This is a genomic window from Streptomyces prunicolor, assembly GCF_045162825.1.
GTDB lineage: Bacteria > Actinomycetota > Actinomycetes > Streptomycetales > Streptomycetaceae > Streptomyces > Streptomyces prunicolor.
The window spans coordinates 8188909-8203338 of sequence record NZ_CP108676.1 but is presented as its reverse complement, the minus strand read 5'-3'; the positions used below and the strand labels follow the sequence as shown (position 1 = coordinate 8203338).

Genomic DNA, 14430 nt, shown 5'->3' with positions numbered 1-14430 from the left:
GTCTGATGGCCGACATCACCCGGCGCCTGGGCTGGCGCCACCTGCGCGGAGCTCCTACGGCGCACATCCGGCACCACCGCTCGGGCAAGCTGCTGCACGACGGGCCCGGACTCAGCTTCTGGTTCCGCGCGTTGACCGCCGCGCTCTCCGAAGTGCCGGTGGACGACCGGGAGTTGGCCATGACCTTCCATGCCCGTACGTCCGACTTCCAGGACGTGGCGGTCCAGGCGACCGTCACCTACCGCATCAGCGATCCGGCCCTGGCCTCCGCACGGCTCGACTTCTCGGTCGACCCGGACACGGGCGTGTGGCGGGGATCGCCCCTTGAACAGCTCGGCACCTTGCTGACCGAGACGGCTCAACAGCACGCGCTGGCCGTGCTCGCCCGCACACCTCTCGCATCCGCGCTGGTCGACGGGGTGACGGCGGTACGGGAGCGGATCGCGGAAGGCCTCGGCGCCGAACCGCGCCTGCCGGCCACGGGCATCGAGGTGGTCGCCGTCCGCGTGATGGCCATCCGCCCCGAGCCCGAGGTGGAACGGGCGCTGCGCACCCCGGCCCGCGAACAGATCCAGCAGGAGGCGGACAAGGCCACCTACGAACGCCGGGCCGTGGCCGTCGAACGGGAGCGCGCGATCGCCGAGAACGAACTCGACAGCCAGATCGAACTCGCGCGCCGCGAGGAGCAGTTGGTCGACCAGCGCGGCACGAACGCGCGCCGCGAGGCCGAGGAGCACGCGGCCGCGGACGGCGTACGGGCCGAGGCGGAGGCGACGCGTACGGTACGGCTGGCCGACGCCGAGGCGGCGCGTTCCGTACGGCTGGCCCGTGCCGAGGCCGAGGGTGCGCGCGAGGTGGGTGACGCGCGGGCGCATGCCCAGGCGGCGTGGCTGCGGGTGCACTCCGACGTGGACGTGGCGACCCTGCACGCGCTCACCGGGACGCGGCTGGCGGAGAACCTGCCGAACATCGACAGCGTGACGATCTCGCCGGACGTGCTGACGGGGTTGCTCAGCAGGCTTGGTGCCGGTGCCGATGGCGGTGGCGGCGAGGTCGGCGCGTGAGTCTCGCACCGCGGGCTGTTCTCGTCCATCGGACCACGGAGTACGAGGAGTTGGTGGCCCGGCACGGGACGCACGGGCAGGCCGCGTACTTCCTTCGGTCGCGGGGTCGGGACATCGAGGAGGTCGCCGAACGGCACCGGCGGACCCGGCGGGCGCTGGCCGAGGTGTCGGGGGCGATTCCCCTGACCTGGCGTCAGACACAGGTCGAGCGCGCCGACTTGGACCGGTTCCTGTTCGCGCCGGAGGACGTGGTGGTCGTTGTCGGGCAGGACGGGCTGGTCGCGAATGTCGCCAAGTACCTCGCCGGGCAACCGGTGTTGGGCTTCGACACGGACCCCGGGCGCAACCCGGGCGTCCTGGTACGGCACCGGCCGTCGGCCGCCGCAACTCTGCTGCGGTCGGCGCACGCGGCGGGCACCGGTGTGGACGAACTGACCATGGTCGAGGCCGTCGCCGACGACACACAGCGGCTGGTCGCGCTCAACGAGATCTATCTGGGAGCCGTCGGACATCAGACGGCCCGATACCGCCTGGGCCTGGAGGGCGACGGGGGTGTCGTCGAGGCCCAGGCTTCTTCCGGGGTGCTCGTGGGAACGGGCACCGGGGCCACGGGATGGCTCCGGTCGGTGTGGCAGGAGCGGGGCAGTGCCCTGTCCCTGCCACACCCCTCGGAAGACAGGTTGGTGTGGTTCGTGCGGGAGGCTTGGCCTTCACCGGTGACGGGGACGTCGCTGGTGGCCGGTGAGCTGGCCGGATCTGCGGTGCTGCAACTCACGGTCGAGTCAGAGCAGTTGATCGTGTTCGGGGACGGGATGGACGGGGACGCCCTGGAACTCACCTGGGGGCAGACGGTGCGTGTGGGGAGGGCGGCGACGGCTCTGCGGCTGACGGGCTGACGCCCTCCCGCGTCCCCGACGGTGCCCACATCGTCGCCGCCGATGCCAGTGCCACCGCCGCCGAGGCGACGAGCACCGGCACATTGCCCAGCCAGGCCGCCAGCACCCCGCCGCCCAGCGCTCCGACCGGCACGGTCACCAGGAGCGCGGCCTGGGTGAAGCCCGCGACCCGGCCCTGCAGGTCCGCCGGTGTGACCAGTTGCTGCGTGGTGGTCATGGAGATCGCCCAGACGGTGCCGGACAGACCGTAGAGGAGCTGGTAGGCGAGCAGGAGCGGGAAGGCGGCGCCCCAGGACGCGGCCGGGATCAGGAACACCGAGGCGCCCGTGAGCAGCCCGCAGAGCCGGGTCGCCCGCCACAGTCCCATGGTCCTGCCGAGCCGCCCGGCCAGCAGGATCCCGATCACCGTGGCCGCGCTCATCATGGCGAAGACGATGCCCAACTGCCAGGCGGGCAGCCCCAGATCACGGGTCGCGTAGAGCACGAAGAGGGCCGCCGCGGCCCCGCTGCCGAGGTTGAGCCCGGCGCCCGCGAGGACCATGCGCCACAGCTGCCATTCGCCGCGTACGACGGCAAGTCCCGCCCGTAGCGCGGCAGTCGGCGATTCACCGGGAGTGTCCCGTCGGCCGACCGGGGTGTCGAGGGCGACGGGTAACGCGAACAGGAGCAGCGCCTCCACGGCGTACGCCGCGCTCCCCGCCTCCAGCGCCGGGGCGGCGCCGACGAAGCCTACGAGCACACCGCCGAGCGCCGGTCCACCGATCTGGCCCGCTGTACGGGCCCCGGTCAGCACCGAGTTGGCGCCCAGCAGCCGCTCGGGGCCGACGACCCGGGGCAGCGCGGCCTGGAGGCCGACCGAGAGGGTGAAGGTCAGGGCGCCGGAGACGCCCGCGACCACGTAGACCTGCGGCCAGGTCACCCGCCCCACGGCAGCGGCGAACGCCACCGATCCGACGACGAGAGCCTGCGCGGACGTGGCCGACACCAGCAGCCGGCGCAGCGGCACCCGGTCCACCAGCACTCCGGCGAACGGACTCAGCAGCGCTCCGGGCAGATACGTCAGCGCCATGATCACCGCCGCGCCCAACGGCCCGGCGTCCAGCTCGGTCACGGCCAGCAGCATCAGCGCGAGCCCCGTGACCTGCCGGCCCACGGAGCCGACGGCCTGCTCCACGCACAGCAAGATGAAGGGGCGGTGCCGCCGCAACGAGCGGTCGTCGAGCAGCAGGGTCATCCGTCAGATACCCGTGCAGGGAACCGGCCAGCGCCTCAGACGTGGCGGCAGAGCCACCGCCCAGCCGTCGGTGACCAGGGCGAGCCGCTCGGCCGCCAGCAGATCGAGCGCCTCCCGGTGCACGGGGCTCAGCGCGTCGACGGGCGTTGCCGCCTGGAGAGTGTCGAACGCGGCGATCAGGTCGGGGTGGTCGAGGGTGAAGCGCGCCGAGGCGGGGCGGTTCCTGCGGTCCATGACGGAGACGAAGTCCGGGCCACGGCGGTGATAGCACATCCTGTACGCATACCGGGCCCGCCAGTCCGTCAACTCGCTTGTCTCGCCGGGGTGTTCGGCGGGCGGTGGAAGGTGGCGCAGGATCCGTGTGTCGTACGTCGCCATCCCGTCCGCCGTCTCGTTGCCCGCCGTCTCGTTGTCCGCCGTGCGCCAGTGCGTGTCGAGGCCGTGGCTCTGGCACTCGCGCAGGAACTGGACGGCCACCGCCGTCTGCCGCCCTCCCACGCCCAGTCGGAGCGGCTCCGCCACGTCGATCCGCCGGCCGGTGGTGCGGTGCGCGACGCCCTCGGGCAGCCCGAGCCCGGTCATCCCGCGGCCACCTGTGGGGCCGGGGCACTGTCGGCCGGGCCGCGGTCGACGCGGACCGGCAGATCACGCGTCGGCAGGGCCACGTACGTCCGCCCGTCGCGGAACAACAGGCCCAGCGACAGGACATGTCTCAGCCACTCGTCCAGCGCGCCGGCGGGGACGTCGTGTCCGTCTCCGGTCAGCAGCCGGTGCAGCGCGGGCTCGGTCCGGCCGTCCTCCAGGCGGCGCAGCGCGGCGGCCCGCCAGCCGGTGAAGCGGTGGGTGCGGTGCGGCATTCCGTGTCGCCGGTCGTGGACCGACAGGGCGCTCCCGTTGCCCCCTTCATCCCCTTCATCCCCTTCATCTTCATCCTCCATCAGCAGGCTCGATCCCGGATGCCCGGTGATCCAGGCCTCCACGGCCCTCTTCAGGGCCGCCTCCGTCGTCCCTCCCACGCCCGCGTCCTCCGTGTCGAACAGGTAGACCAGATCGGCGAGTTCGTCCTCGGGCAGGTCGTAGACGTGCTGGTACATCTCGGCCGGACGGCGTTTGCCGAAGCCGAGGCCGGGGTCGGTGAAGTGCGGGCTGAACCGTTCGAGCTGGATGCGGTGGGCGCCGCCCGGCGGCTGGAGGTGGACGAGCGCGGGCAGCTGCTCGATGACGGAGGCGTAGTCCTCGGCGGTCTCACCCGGGAATCCGTACAGATAGTTCCAGGTGCAGGTTATCGAGTGGTTCTCGAACTCCCGGAGCGTACGGATGTTGCGGGCGCCGGCGACCCCCTTGTCCATGAGGTCGAGGACCCTGCTGCTCAGGCTCTCGATGCCGGGCTGCAGAAGCACCGCGCCCGCTCTGCCCAGGAGTTCGATCTGCTCACGGGTGAGGTTGGACTTGACCTCGTAGTGCATCCGCAGGTCCCAGCCGCTCTCGGCGGCGAGCGGGAGGAAGTCCTTGAAGTACGCCATGTCGATGATGTTGTCGACGGTGACGACGTCGAGGATGTGGTGCCGGCGTACCAGGCGGTCGACCTCGCTCCACAGCCGCTCCCCCGGCTTGGCGCGGAAGGCCATGGCGGAGCCGTTGAGCCCGCAGAAGGTGCAGTGGTGCTTCTCTCCCCACCAGCAGCCCCGCGCCCCCTCGACGACCAGTTTCGGGTACACGTACTCGATGACGGGTGACGCCTCCAGGGCGGCCTGCCACTGGTCGTAGTCGGGCGAGGGGATGTCGGCGGGCGCCACGGTCCGCCGGGTCTCCGTGTTGGCCCGGGACACCTCGCCGTCCCACCAGCACAGGCCCGGGACGTCCGTGGGCGGCGTGCCGTCGTCGAGGTGGCGCAGGAGGGCGGGGAAGGCGTACTCCCCTTCGCCGCGCACCACGTGGTCGACGAACGGGTGGTTGCGGTGCAGGGCGTGCCCCATGGGTCCGTCGCAGTTGCTGCCGCCGAAGACGACGACGAGCCCGGGGCGGCGGCGCTTGAGCTCCTTGGCCAGCGCGAGGGAGGGCACGTTCTGCATGAAGGTGGTGGTGAACCCGACGACCTCGGGGTCGTCCGCGAGTACGTCGGTGGCGCTACGGTCGATGAACTCGGCCGCGTGGGCACGCATTTCGGAGGCGGTGTCGACGGCGATCCCGCGCTGCGCCGCGTAGTCCCCGAGGCGGGCGACACCCCAGTCCGGGTCGTCGTACAGCACACCCGAGAAGACCCAGTCGCCGAGCCCGTGGAAGATCGAGTCGCTGCCGACCGCCTCGTAGTCACCGGGACGCAGGTGCCCGCCGGACCGCTCGAGGAGCAGCTCCGCAAAGCTCAGTGAGCCGTGGTACTCGCTCACCTCGTCGTCCGGACGGGCCTGCCGCAACAGCGTGTGCAGCAGGCCCACCTGGAGCGAGGGCAGATCGATCGGATGCCAGGGCATGGTCACCAGCCGAACGCGCATACCGCCTCCGCGGACTTCCGCCTCCGCTCCTCGCCCGGTCAGCGGGTCGGCCGCTTCTCCATGACGGCCGGTCGGCGGTTCGTGCGCTCTTCCTCACGGATCACTGTCTTCTTGATGTCCATCAACGCGCCCCTCCCGAACTCCCGTACGCAACAAGGCTGTTCACCCTACGGACGGAGACGGGAGGGACACAAGGGTGCCGTGCGCATCCTGTGGGCACCCCGGCCCACAGGCCAGGTCACAACCGCGGGTCCACCGGCTCCGACTCCAGCGCCAGCACCCCGAACACCGCCTCGTGCACCCGCCACAGCGGCTCGCCCTCGGCCAACCGGTCAAGGGCCTCCAGACCGAGCGCGTACTCCCGGATCGCCAGTGACCGCTTGTGGTTGAGGAAACGGCCCCGCAGCCGGGCGAGGTTGTCGGGACGCGTGTACTCCGGGCCGTAGATGATCCGCAGGTACTCACGGCCACGGCACTTGATACCGGGCTGGACCAGTCTCCCCTGCTCGCTGCGCACGACCGCCCCGACCGGCTTGACGACCATGCCCTCGCCGCCACGACCCGTCATCTCCAGCCACCAGTCGACACCGGCCTGTACCGACTCGGGGTCACCGGTGTCGACGTACAGCCGGCGCGTGGTCTGGAGCAGGCCGGTGCTGTCGTGCTCCACGAGCCGGTCCAGCAGGGCGAGTTGTTCGTCGTGCGGGAGTCCGGCGAGGCTGCGTCCCTGGACCGCGAGGATCTGGAACGGGGCGAGCCGGACACCGTCGAGGCCGTCCGTGGTCCAGCAGTAGCGCCGGTACGCGTCGGTGAACGCCGAGGCGTCCGCGGCGCGTTCCCGCTGCCGGGAGAGCAGCGCGTCCACGTCGACACCCCGCCCCGCGGCACCCTCCAGCGCGGCCAGCGCACCCGGGAACACCGCACCGGCCGCCGCGCCGACCGCCGCGTACTGACCCCGCAGCAGCCCGGACGCCTTCAGCGACCACGGCATCAACTCCGCGTCCAGCAACAGCCAGTCAGTGTCCAGTTCCGCCCACAGACCCGACTCGTCGAGCGCCGTCCGCAGTCGGCCCAGGATCTCCTCGGTCACCGCCGCATCGTCGAAGAAGGGACGGCCCGTACGCGTGTACAGGGACCCCGTAGGCCCGTGCCCGCCGTCCACACCGAACCGCTTCGCCGCCGCCTCCGCGTCCCGGCACACCAGCGCCACCGCCCGCGAGCCCATGTGCTTCTCCTCGCACACGACCCGCGCGACCCCGTCGTCGGCGTACTGCGCGAACGCCTCCGCCGGGTGCTCGAGGTAGCCCTCGACGTGCGAGGTCGCCGTCGGGGCCATCGTCGGCGGGAGGTACGGCAGCAGGCGCGGGTCGACCGCGAAGCGGCTCATGACCTCCAGGGCCGCCGCCGCGTTCTCCTCGCGGACCGACACCCGGCCGGCGAGCCGGGTCTCCACCACCCGGCGGCCGTGCACGTCCGCCAGGTCGAGCGGGCGGCCGTCGTGGCCGCCGGGTGCCTCGGTGAGCAGCGGGCGGGTCGGCTCGTACCAGACCTGCTCGGCCGGTACGTCGACCAACTCCCGCTCCGGCCACCGCAGCGCGGTCAGCTTGCCGCCGAAGACGGCGCCCGTGTCCAGGCAGATGGTGTTGTTGAGCCAGCTGGCCTCGGGGACCGGGGTGTGGCCGTAGACGACGGCCGCACGGCCCCGGTAGTCCTCGGCCCACGGGTAGCGCACCGGCAGGCCGAACTCGTCGGTCTCGCCGGTGGTGTCGCCGTAGAGCGCGTGCGAGCGGACCCGGCCGGAGGTGCGGCCGTGGTACTTCTCGGGCAGACCGGCGTGGCAGACCACGAGCCTGCCACCGTCGAGGACGTAGTGACTGACGAGTCCGTCGATGAACTCCCTTACCTGGGCGTGGAATTCCTCGGTCTCCTCCTCCATCTGCTCGATCGTCTCGGCCAGGCCGTGCGTGTGCTGGACCTTGCGGCCCTTCAGGTAACGGCCGTACTTGTTCTCGTGGTTGCCCGGTACGCACAGCGCGTTGCCCGAGCCGACCATGGACATCACCCGGCGCAGCACACCGGGCGAGTCCGGGCCGCGGTCGACGAGGTCGCCGACGAAGACGGCCGTACGGCCCGCCGGGTGGACGCCGTCGTCGTAGCCCAACTTGCCGAGCAGGGTCTCCAGTTCGGCGGCGCAGCCGTGGATGTCGCCGATGATGTCGAAGGGGCCGGTGAGGTGGGTCAGGTCGTTGTAGCGCTTCTCGGTGACGATCGTGGCGTGGTCGATCGCCTCGACGCCGCGCAGGATGTGCACCTTGCGGAAGCCCTCGCGCTCCAATCCCCGCAGGGAGCGCCGGAGTTCGCGAGTGTGGCGGGTGATGACGCGGCGGGGCATGTCGGCGCGGTCGGAGCGGGAGGCGTTGCGCTGGGCGCACACCTCCTCCGGTACGTCGAGCACGATGGCGATGGGCAGCACGTCGTACTGCTTTGCCAGGTCGATCAGTTGGCGTCGGCCGTCCTGCTGGACGTTGGTCGCGTCGACGACCGTGCGGCGGCCGGCGGCGAGGCGCTTGCCGGCGATGTAGTGCAGGACGTCGAAGGCGTCCCGGCTGGCGCTCTGATCGTTCTCGTCGTCCGCGACCAGGCCCCGGCAGAAGTCCGAGGAGATGATCTCGGTCGGCTTGAAGTGGCGGTGCGCGAAGGTGGACTTGCCGGAGCCGGAGGCGCCGATCAGCACCACGAGGGAGAGGTCGGTGACGGGCAGGACGCGCCCCTTGGTCTGGTTCTCGGTCTCGGTCATGCCGCCTTCGCCTCCTTCGTGGTCTTCTGCTGGACTGCGCTCATGGTGAAAACAGCCATCTGGGTGGGCGGTCCCACCTCGGGGTCGTCGGGTCCGACCGGTACGAACTCGACGTCGTAGCCGTGCCGTTGGGCGACCTTCCCGGCCCACTCCCCGAACTCCGCGCGGGTCCACTCGAAGCGGTGGTCGCGGTGCCGGACGTGTCCGGCGGGGAGGGTCTCCCAGCGGACGTTGTACTCGACGTTCGGGGTCGTGACGACGACCGTCCTGGGGCGAGCGGCGCCGAACACCGCGTACTCCAACGCCGGGAGTCGGGGCAGGTCGAGGTGCTCGATGACCTCGCTGAGCACGGCGGCGTCGTAGCCCTTGAGGCGGTTGTCGGTGTAGGCGAGCGAGCTCTGGAAGAGCTGGACGCGTGCGGCCTGCCGCTCCCCCATGCGGTCGAGCTTGAGGCGGCGGCTCGCGATGGTGAGCGCGCGCATCGACACGTCGGTGCCGACGATCTCCGTGAACCGGGTGTCCTTGAGCAGCGTCTGCACCAACTGGCCCTGCCCGCACCCGAGATCGAGCACGCGTGCGGCACCGGACGACTTGAGCGCCTCGACGATCGCGTCCCGGCGCTGCACGGCGAGCGGTGTCGGCTTCTCCTCGGCCTCAGTCTCCGGCTCGACGGCGTTGTCGATCTCCTCGACCTCGCTGTCGTCGGCCTCGGCGAGCCGCACGAGTTCCAGTCGCTCCATCGCCTCCCGGGTGAGGGACCAACGGCGGGACAGATAACGGCTGGTGATGAGTTTCTGCTCGGGGTGCGTGGGCAGCCAGCCCGCACCGGCGCGCAGCAGTTTGTCGACCTCGTCGGGCGACACCCAGTAGTGCTTGGCGTCGTCGAGGACCGGCAGCAGGACGTACAGGTGGCGCAGCGCCTCGGCGAGGGTCAGCGTCTCCGACTCCAGTACGAGACGGACGTAGCGCGAGTCGCCCCACTCGGGGAACTCGGCGTCCAGCGCGACCGGTTCGACGGTGACCGTCCAGCCGAGCGGCGCGAAGAGCTGCCGTACGAGATCGGGGCCGCCGCGCGCGGGCAGCGCGGGCACCTCGATGCGCAGCGGCAGCGGCTGCTCCGCGCGCTCGGGGCGGGCGTTGCACACGCCCCGCATGGCGCTGGAGAAGACCGCGCTGAGCGCGACGGCGAGCAGCGAAGAGGCCGCGTACGGACGGTCGTTGACGTACTGCGCGAGTGCCGCGTCGGGTGCGCCGCCGCGTCCCTTGCCCTTGCCGCGCCGGACCAGCGCCACCGCGTCGACCTCCAGCAACAGCGCCGCCGTGCAGCGCGCGGGATCCGCCTCGGGGTAGAGGACGTACGCCTTGCCGTAGGAGGTGGAGAACGCCTGCGCCTTGTCGGGATGCTTGTGGAGCAGGAAACCGAGGTCGGTGGCGGGGCGTTCGGGGGTGCCGGTGGTACTGATCGTCAGGAACACGGTGGGTATGCCTCGAAACGTCTTCTGATCTGCGGATACTTGTCGTGCGGTCCAACAGAGTGCACATTCCGTGCACACGCGCCGAATGCCGGGGAACCACGACGATGGGAGAGCGCGCCTCGGCGATCACTGCTCCGGAGCTGTCCTCGCCCTCGTAGTGATGTGCACGCCACGCAGCGATCAGTCGGCCACGAGGCGCCCCTTGTCCAGCGCGCCTCCACAACGTACAGCGAACATCCCTGACGTACTCAGGCATTTTCCCTCCGCCGCACGCGCTCGGCCGCAGGCACCAGTGCCGCCTCCGGCAGACCGGCCGGAGCGCTGAGGCCGTACAACTCCACGAACGAAGCAGGTGCGTTCTCCCAGTCGACCTCCCACACCAGATAGCCGTAGGTGTCCAGCGTCTCGCTGAGGTGACCGTGTCGCATACGTGCTTGGACCTTCCGCGGCTCCAGTCCTGAGGCGATGAGAACAGCGTCAGCGAAATGACGCAGGTCCCGGAAAGTCATGTCCTCAGGGACCGCGATTCCCCGTGCTCGGGCCTTTTGCTTCGCTGCATCGAGTGCGTGGCTCAGGGTGCTCTGCTGCACCGGCGTCCAGCGGCATCCTGCCCGGGCCGCTCGCAGAACTGGCCGAGAAGATCACCGTGCTCCGCCGTCGGCTCGCCACCCCACTCGGCACCATCAACGAGCCGTACCGGCATGGGCAGCTGGACCGTGGCCGCCTGCTGACAGACATTGCCGCACGGCTCCACACCGGGCTCGGGGCCTCCGCAGTCGTGCTGAACGAGACGGTCCTGCGGACCACCGTGCTCGGCGACGTGCTCACCCTCGCCGATCTGCTGACCGTCGAACCGTTCGACAACCAGCTCGTGCACGCCTTTCTCCCCCGCCCGGTACACGGACGGCCCTGCCCACCCGATCGCCGAACCGACCGAGCAGACCGGCCCCTTGGCCACCGCCCCCGACCCGTTGCCCGCAGGCCTGGTCACTGTGCTGACCACCAGCTACCTCGCGGACACCTACCTCGGCGGACGCCCTCACGAGGCCGGACTCGGGCTCGGCGACTGCGTCCGCCGCACCCTCGCGACCGACCTGCCCTCGACATCGTCGAAAGGGGTAACCGGATGATCCTCACCGGTCCCGAGATCGCCACCGCCGCCCGCGACGGACGGTTAACGATCACCCACTCAAGCCGGATCAGGTCAACCCCAACAACTACAACGTCCGTCTCGGCCCCACCCTGCTGACCTACACCGACGACGTGATCGACGCCCATCGGCCCAACCCCACCCGGGCGATCGAGATCGGCAGCAGCGGGTACGTGCTCCAGCCCGGTGAGCTCTACCTGGGCCACACCCTCGAAGTGGTCGGCTCCGACACATTCGTGCCACTGCTGTTCGGCCGCTCCTCCGTCGGCCGCCGCTGTCGCCGCAGGCGGCGCCCGGTACACGTCCGCTGGTGCCGGACGCTGCGCACCGGAGCGAGTGCGAGGAGACAGCGGCCGGAATCCACTTCCCCTTTGCGGCAAGGGAGTTGGCACGGTGTCAGTACCCCTCTCCCCGCGCGTCCTCCGCCCGCACCGCGCCGAGATCCCATCCCTGACGGGAGATTCCCCATGACCCCGGCGTCCTCATCAGCATCCTCCCCCGGCCCCGCACCCGGCGAACTCCGGTTCCTTGACGACGCGTTGCGCGCCCGGCTGACCGCCGAACTCGCCCCCCTGTTCAAAGGGACGCTCATCGGTCCCGACAGCGGCCAGTACGAAGCAGCCCGAACAGTGTGGAACACCATGGCGGACCGACGACCCGGAATGATCGCCCGGCGCACCGACACACAAGACGTGGTGACCGCCGTGAACGCGGCCCGTCGGCTCCGAGTGGCCACCTCGATCCGGGGCGGCGGCGTCGGACGGTTCACTCGCAAACACGGCCTGACCTGTGACAACTTCCTCTCTCTGGAAGTCGTCACCGCCGACGGTGACGTCCTGGACGCCTCTCCGACCCGTCGCCCTTCTCAGTTCTCGGGCATGGAGCCCGTGACGCGCTCCAGTTGCTCGGGGGACAGCGGTTGTCCCCACAAGGCCAGCGTCCACTGCCAGTTGCCGTCCTGCCAGCGGTGCACGAAGGCTTCTGGGTCCGCGACCCATCCGGGTTCGAAGGGCGCGGAGCCCAGCTGTTGCCTGATGAGCACCGCCATGGCGGGCGTCTCTTGCGGTGCCCCGTCGTTGTACAGGTCGATCGCGAGCACGCCGGTGGCGAGATCGCCGTCGAACACGTGGGGTTCGAAGTGGTCGCGGCCGCCAGGCCAGAAGGCCGGAAGGGGCAGAGTCTCCTCGCGGTAGTGCGCGGCGAGTTCGTCGCGTCGTCGCTGGTGGACTTCTTCCGCCTCGGCCACGGCATCGCTCCACTGGACGCGGCTGTCCGGCAGTTCTCCGGGAGACTCCAGCTCCGACAGCGCTTCCCGGTATCCGGCCTCTTCGATCTCGGCCGCTAGAAGGATGCCGGTCCGGGCGTCGACGACTACGTGCAAGGGATGAGGGACGGAAGGCGTTGTCAGAGTGACCGCCCAGGCATCCCGTCCGTCGTGGCGTACCGCCGCCGGATCGCCCTGGCTCGTCGCCTCTGTCAGCGCCGAACCGGGCACAGGGGAGATCAGGCGGGCCGGCTCGGGGGCGAGGTCCCACGGGAACTCCGCACCAAACTCCAGCCCGCGCGTCGCATCCTCCGCTCGGGGACCCTCATCCGGTTCGCGCACGTCGAGGGAGATGTCTCCGTTGCCGTGGTCGAGAAACCAGTCGTGGGGAGGACGGTAGGCGAAGCGTGTGGAGGTACGAACCACGCTGGCGGGAGGCCAGCCACGTCCGTTGTCACGCCGGGGCTGGATCGAGGTGTGAAGGCCCACTACGGCGGGAGTGGGCGAGCGGGTCAGCAGGTCCCGCAGCTCGGTCCAGTTCACTGTCTCTGTCCTCCGCCGTACACCGGCTCAACTGCCGTCGCCGGTACTGTGGCACAGCTTCGTGGTCGTGTTGGTCACGCAGACGTCCCTGCCGCGGAACTTCTCTCCGGACTTCCCATCGTCGCCGACCGCGTGCGAACCGTCGGCGAAGGTCACGAACATATTGATCATGGGGAACTTGGTCACCACAGCCGTACGGCCGAAGTTCTTCACGATCTGCTGCTTGTTCACGGCGACACCGGAACCATGGCCCTGCGCCCCGTCGCTCTTCCACGTCGAACAGGTCTCGTCCGAGGCGTTGGGGATGTTGACACCACACTCGTAGAGGTAGTCCATGTGGAACTGGGACGGCCCCGTCCAGCGGCTGCCGTAGACGGTGATCTCCCAGTACTTCGACGTCCGCCCGCGCACGCCATCTGGACGGAGCACCAGCAGCTCCACCGACAACAGCAGTGCTACCGGTGGCCACCCAGCGCCCAGCACCGGCTTCCACTCCAAAGCCGGGGCTGCCGCAACGTTCGCAGCCAGGGAAACCGCGATACCCAGAGGGAACGCCGACCACACCGCGCCTCGGGCCCGGCGAGTGTGGGTCCCGGAAGGCTTCAGCAAGCCGACCGTGGCCAAGAGCAAGAGGCCGTCCACGGACAGCGGCCACAACGAGGCGCTGACCGTGTCCGCCCCACCCTGCGACGCGAACTCCCGCTGGTGAACATATGAGGAGTAGGCCGCGTCCCCGGCAACCACGAGAGCGCGCAGAGGGCGGACCCACGCATCGAGATCGAAGCCCCGGCTCCCGGTGACTCCCTCCCGGGGGTCGGTGGCATCACTCATCAGACCCACCACCGGGGCGCCATCCCAGTGCACAACGCGTGCACACTTCCACGGGAACTCCCGGGAACTCGGAGGTAGAAGCGGGAAGCCTCCGGACACGGGAAAGGGCCCCGACCGGCCCATAAGGCCAGTTCAGAGCCCTTTAGACAGACGAGCCAGGCTGTACGTCAGGAACACGGTGGGTCTGCCTCGAAACGTCTACTGAGCCTCTGAGCTGGGAAAGCGCGCCGCCCCTGAACCCGGGGGGCGCGTCCGCCCAACGTACAGGGAACATCCCTGACCTGGTCAGGCATTTTCCCTCCCCCTTGACGGGGAGCGTGAGCCGTACGCGGGTCCGAAGACCACGAGGAGCACCAAGTCCTCGGCCACTTCGGTGAATCGGTGCTTTTCACCGGCCGGCACGAAGATCACCGCCCCGGGACCCACCTCGGCCGCCCGGCCCGGTGTCTCGATCCTGGCGCGTCCGGCCGTGACGACGTAGATCTCGTCCTCGGTGTGCGGGCTCTGGGTATCCAGCCCGCCGGCCGGGATGCAGTACGTCCCCACCGACAGATCCGCCGTCCGCACCTGCTCGACCCAGTCATTGCCCGCTTCGCCGGGATGCGTCCACACGCCCGCGCCCTTGATGATCTCCATGACGGGACCCTAGTGCCCGGCCCGTGGAGGGCAACACCCTTGAAAAGA

13 protein-coding genes and 2 pseudogenes are annotated in these 14430 nt (G+C 70.2%); 4 read left to right on the top strand and 11 right to left on the bottom strand.

Annotated features, from left to right (window positions below; genetic code table 11):
• Positions 1 to 5 precede the first annotated feature (5 nt).
• Positions 6 to 1064: an SPFH domain-containing protein gene (locus OG588_RS37655; protein ID WP_405951118.1), complete on the top strand. Its 1059-nt coding sequence runs from the start codon at positions 6 to 8 to the stop codon at positions 1062 to 1064.
• Positions 1061 to 1960 carry a hypothetical protein gene (locus OG588_RS37650; protein ID WP_405951117.1) on the top strand — a complete coding sequence of 300 codons (900 nt, stop codon included), beginning with the start codon at positions 1061 to 1063 and terminating at the stop codon, positions 1958 to 1960. The genes OG588_RS37655 and OG588_RS37650 overlap by 4 nt, the downstream gene beginning before the upstream one ends.
• On the opposite strand, the gene OG588_RS37645 is transcribed toward OG588_RS37650, so the two are convergent.
• The 7 genes from OG588_RS37645 to OG588_RS37615 all read right to left on the bottom strand — a co-directional run bounded on the left by OG588_RS37645 (position 1899) and on the right by OG588_RS37615 (position 10835).
• Complete coding sequence (locus tag OG588_RS37645) at positions 1899 to 3194, bottom strand: MFS transporter (RefSeq protein ID WP_405951116.1); 1296 nt, start codon at positions 3192 to 3194, stop codon at positions 1899 to 1901. The two genes, OG588_RS37650 and OG588_RS37645, sit on opposite strands and share 62 nt — an antisense overlap.
• A gap of 3 nt (positions 3195 to 3197) precedes the next feature.
• On the bottom strand, positions 3198 to 3776 hold the full coding sequence (locus OG588_RS37640; RefSeq protein ID WP_405951115.1) for a DUF5825 family protein: 579 nt from the start codon (positions 3774 to 3776) through the stop codon (positions 3198 to 3200).
• The gene (locus OG588_RS37635) at positions 3773 to 5686 is read right to left on the bottom strand and encodes a RiPP maturation radical SAM C-methyltransferase (RefSeq protein ID WP_405951114.1); all 1914 of its coding nucleotides are present in this window, start codon (positions 5684 to 5686) and stop codon (positions 3773 to 3775) included. Before OG588_RS37635 ends, OG588_RS37640 begins: the two co-directional genes overlap by 4 nt.
• 238 nt (positions 5687 to 5924) lie before the next feature.
• Positions 5925 to 8483: a polynucleotide kinase-phosphatase gene (locus OG588_RS37630; protein WP_405951113.1), complete on the bottom strand. Its 2559-nt coding sequence runs from the start codon at positions 8481 to 8483 to the stop codon at positions 5925 to 5927.
• Positions 8480 to 9958 carry a 3' terminal RNA ribose 2'-O-methyltransferase Hen1 gene (locus OG588_RS37625; RefSeq protein ID WP_405951112.1) on the bottom strand — a complete coding sequence of 493 codons (1479 nt, stop codon included), beginning with the start codon at positions 9956 to 9958 and terminating at the stop codon, positions 8480 to 8482. The genes OG588_RS37630 and OG588_RS37625 overlap by 4 nt, the downstream gene beginning before the upstream one ends.
• A 248-nt stretch (positions 9959 to 10206) precedes the next feature.
• Positions 10207 to 10386 (bottom strand): hypothetical protein, encoded by a 180-nt coding sequence (locus OG588_RS37620; RefSeq protein WP_405951111.1) that lies wholly within the window; start codon positions 10384 to 10386, stop codon positions 10207 to 10209.
• Between the two features lie 143 nt (positions 10387 to 10529).
• Positions 10530 to 10835, bottom strand: a complete 306-nt coding sequence (locus OG588_RS37615) for a hypothetical protein (RefSeq protein WP_405951110.1) — start codon at positions 10833 to 10835, stop codon at positions 10530 to 10532.
• Positions 10836 to 10908: 73 nt separating this feature from the next.
• Between OG588_RS37615 and OG588_RS37610 the strand changes: the two genes are divergently transcribed.
• Both OG588_RS37610 and OG588_RS37605 read left to right on the top strand, forming a co-directional pair.
• Entirely contained in the window at positions 10909 to 11088 is a 180-nt protein-coding gene (locus OG588_RS37610) for a hypothetical protein (RefSeq protein ID WP_405951109.1), read from the top strand.
• Positions 11085 to 11380 (top strand): annotated as a pseudogene (locus OG588_RS37605) (dCTP deaminase domain-containing protein); the annotation flags it as partial. The gene OG588_RS37610 and the pseudogene OG588_RS37605, both read left to right, overlap by 4 nt.
• Before the next feature lie 593 nt (positions 11381 to 11973).
• Here the strand turns inward: OG588_RS37605 and OG588_RS37600 are convergent.
• The 4 genes and pseudogenes from OG588_RS37600 to OG588_RS37585 form a co-directional block, all read right to left on the bottom strand.
• Entirely contained in the window at positions 11974 to 12915 is a 942-nt protein-coding gene (locus tag OG588_RS37600) for a hypothetical protein (RefSeq protein ID WP_405953426.1), read from the bottom strand.
• A 27-nt stretch (positions 12916 to 12942) separates the two neighbouring features.
• Positions 12943 to 13344: a hypothetical protein gene (locus OG588_RS37595; RefSeq protein WP_405953425.1), complete on the bottom strand. Its 402-nt coding sequence runs from the start codon at positions 13342 to 13344 to the stop codon at positions 12943 to 12945.
• A gap of 75 nt (positions 13345 to 13419) precedes the next feature.
• Positions 13420 to 13746: pseudogene (locus OG588_RS37590) on the bottom strand (DUF2637 domain-containing protein); the annotation flags it as partial.
• A gap of 285 nt (positions 13747 to 14031) precedes the next feature.
• Positions 14032 to 14382: a cupin domain-containing protein gene (locus tag OG588_RS37585; protein ID WP_405951108.1), complete on the bottom strand. Its 351-nt coding sequence runs from the start codon at positions 14380 to 14382 to the stop codon at positions 14032 to 14034.
• Between the last annotated feature and the right edge of the window lie 48 nt (positions 14383 to 14430).

What these genes read in the sequence shown, in the direction of transcription:
- OG588_RS37655 (WP_405951118.1), top strand. Translation starts at nt 6, where the DNA reads ATGGCCGACATCACCCGGCGCCTGGGCTGGCGCCACCTGCGCGGAGCT.
- OG588_RS37630 (WP_405951113.1), bottom strand. Translation starts at nt 8,483, where the DNA reads ATGACCGAGACCGAGAACCAGACCAAGGGGCGCGTCCTGCCCGTCACC.
- OG588_RS37640 (WP_405951115.1), bottom strand. Translation starts at nt 3,776, where the DNA reads ATGACCGGGCTCGGGCTGCCCGAGGGCGTCGCGCACCGCACCACCGGC.
- OG588_RS37620 (WP_405951111.1), bottom strand. Translation starts at nt 10,386, where the DNA reads ATGCGACACGGTCACCTCAGCGAGACGCTGGACACCTACGGCTATCTG.
- OG588_RS37585 (WP_405951108.1), bottom strand. Translation starts at nt 14,382, where the DNA reads ATGGAGATCATCAAGGGCGCGGGCGTGTGGACGCATCCCGGCGAAGCG.
- OG588_RS37645 (WP_405951116.1), bottom strand. Translation starts at nt 3,194, where the DNA reads ATGACCCTGCTGCTCGACGACCGCTCGTTGCGGCGGCACCGCCCCTTC.
- OG588_RS37635 (WP_405951114.1), bottom strand. Translation starts at nt 5,686, where the DNA reads ATGCGCGTTCGGCTGGTGACCATGCCCTGGCATCCGATCGATCTGCCC.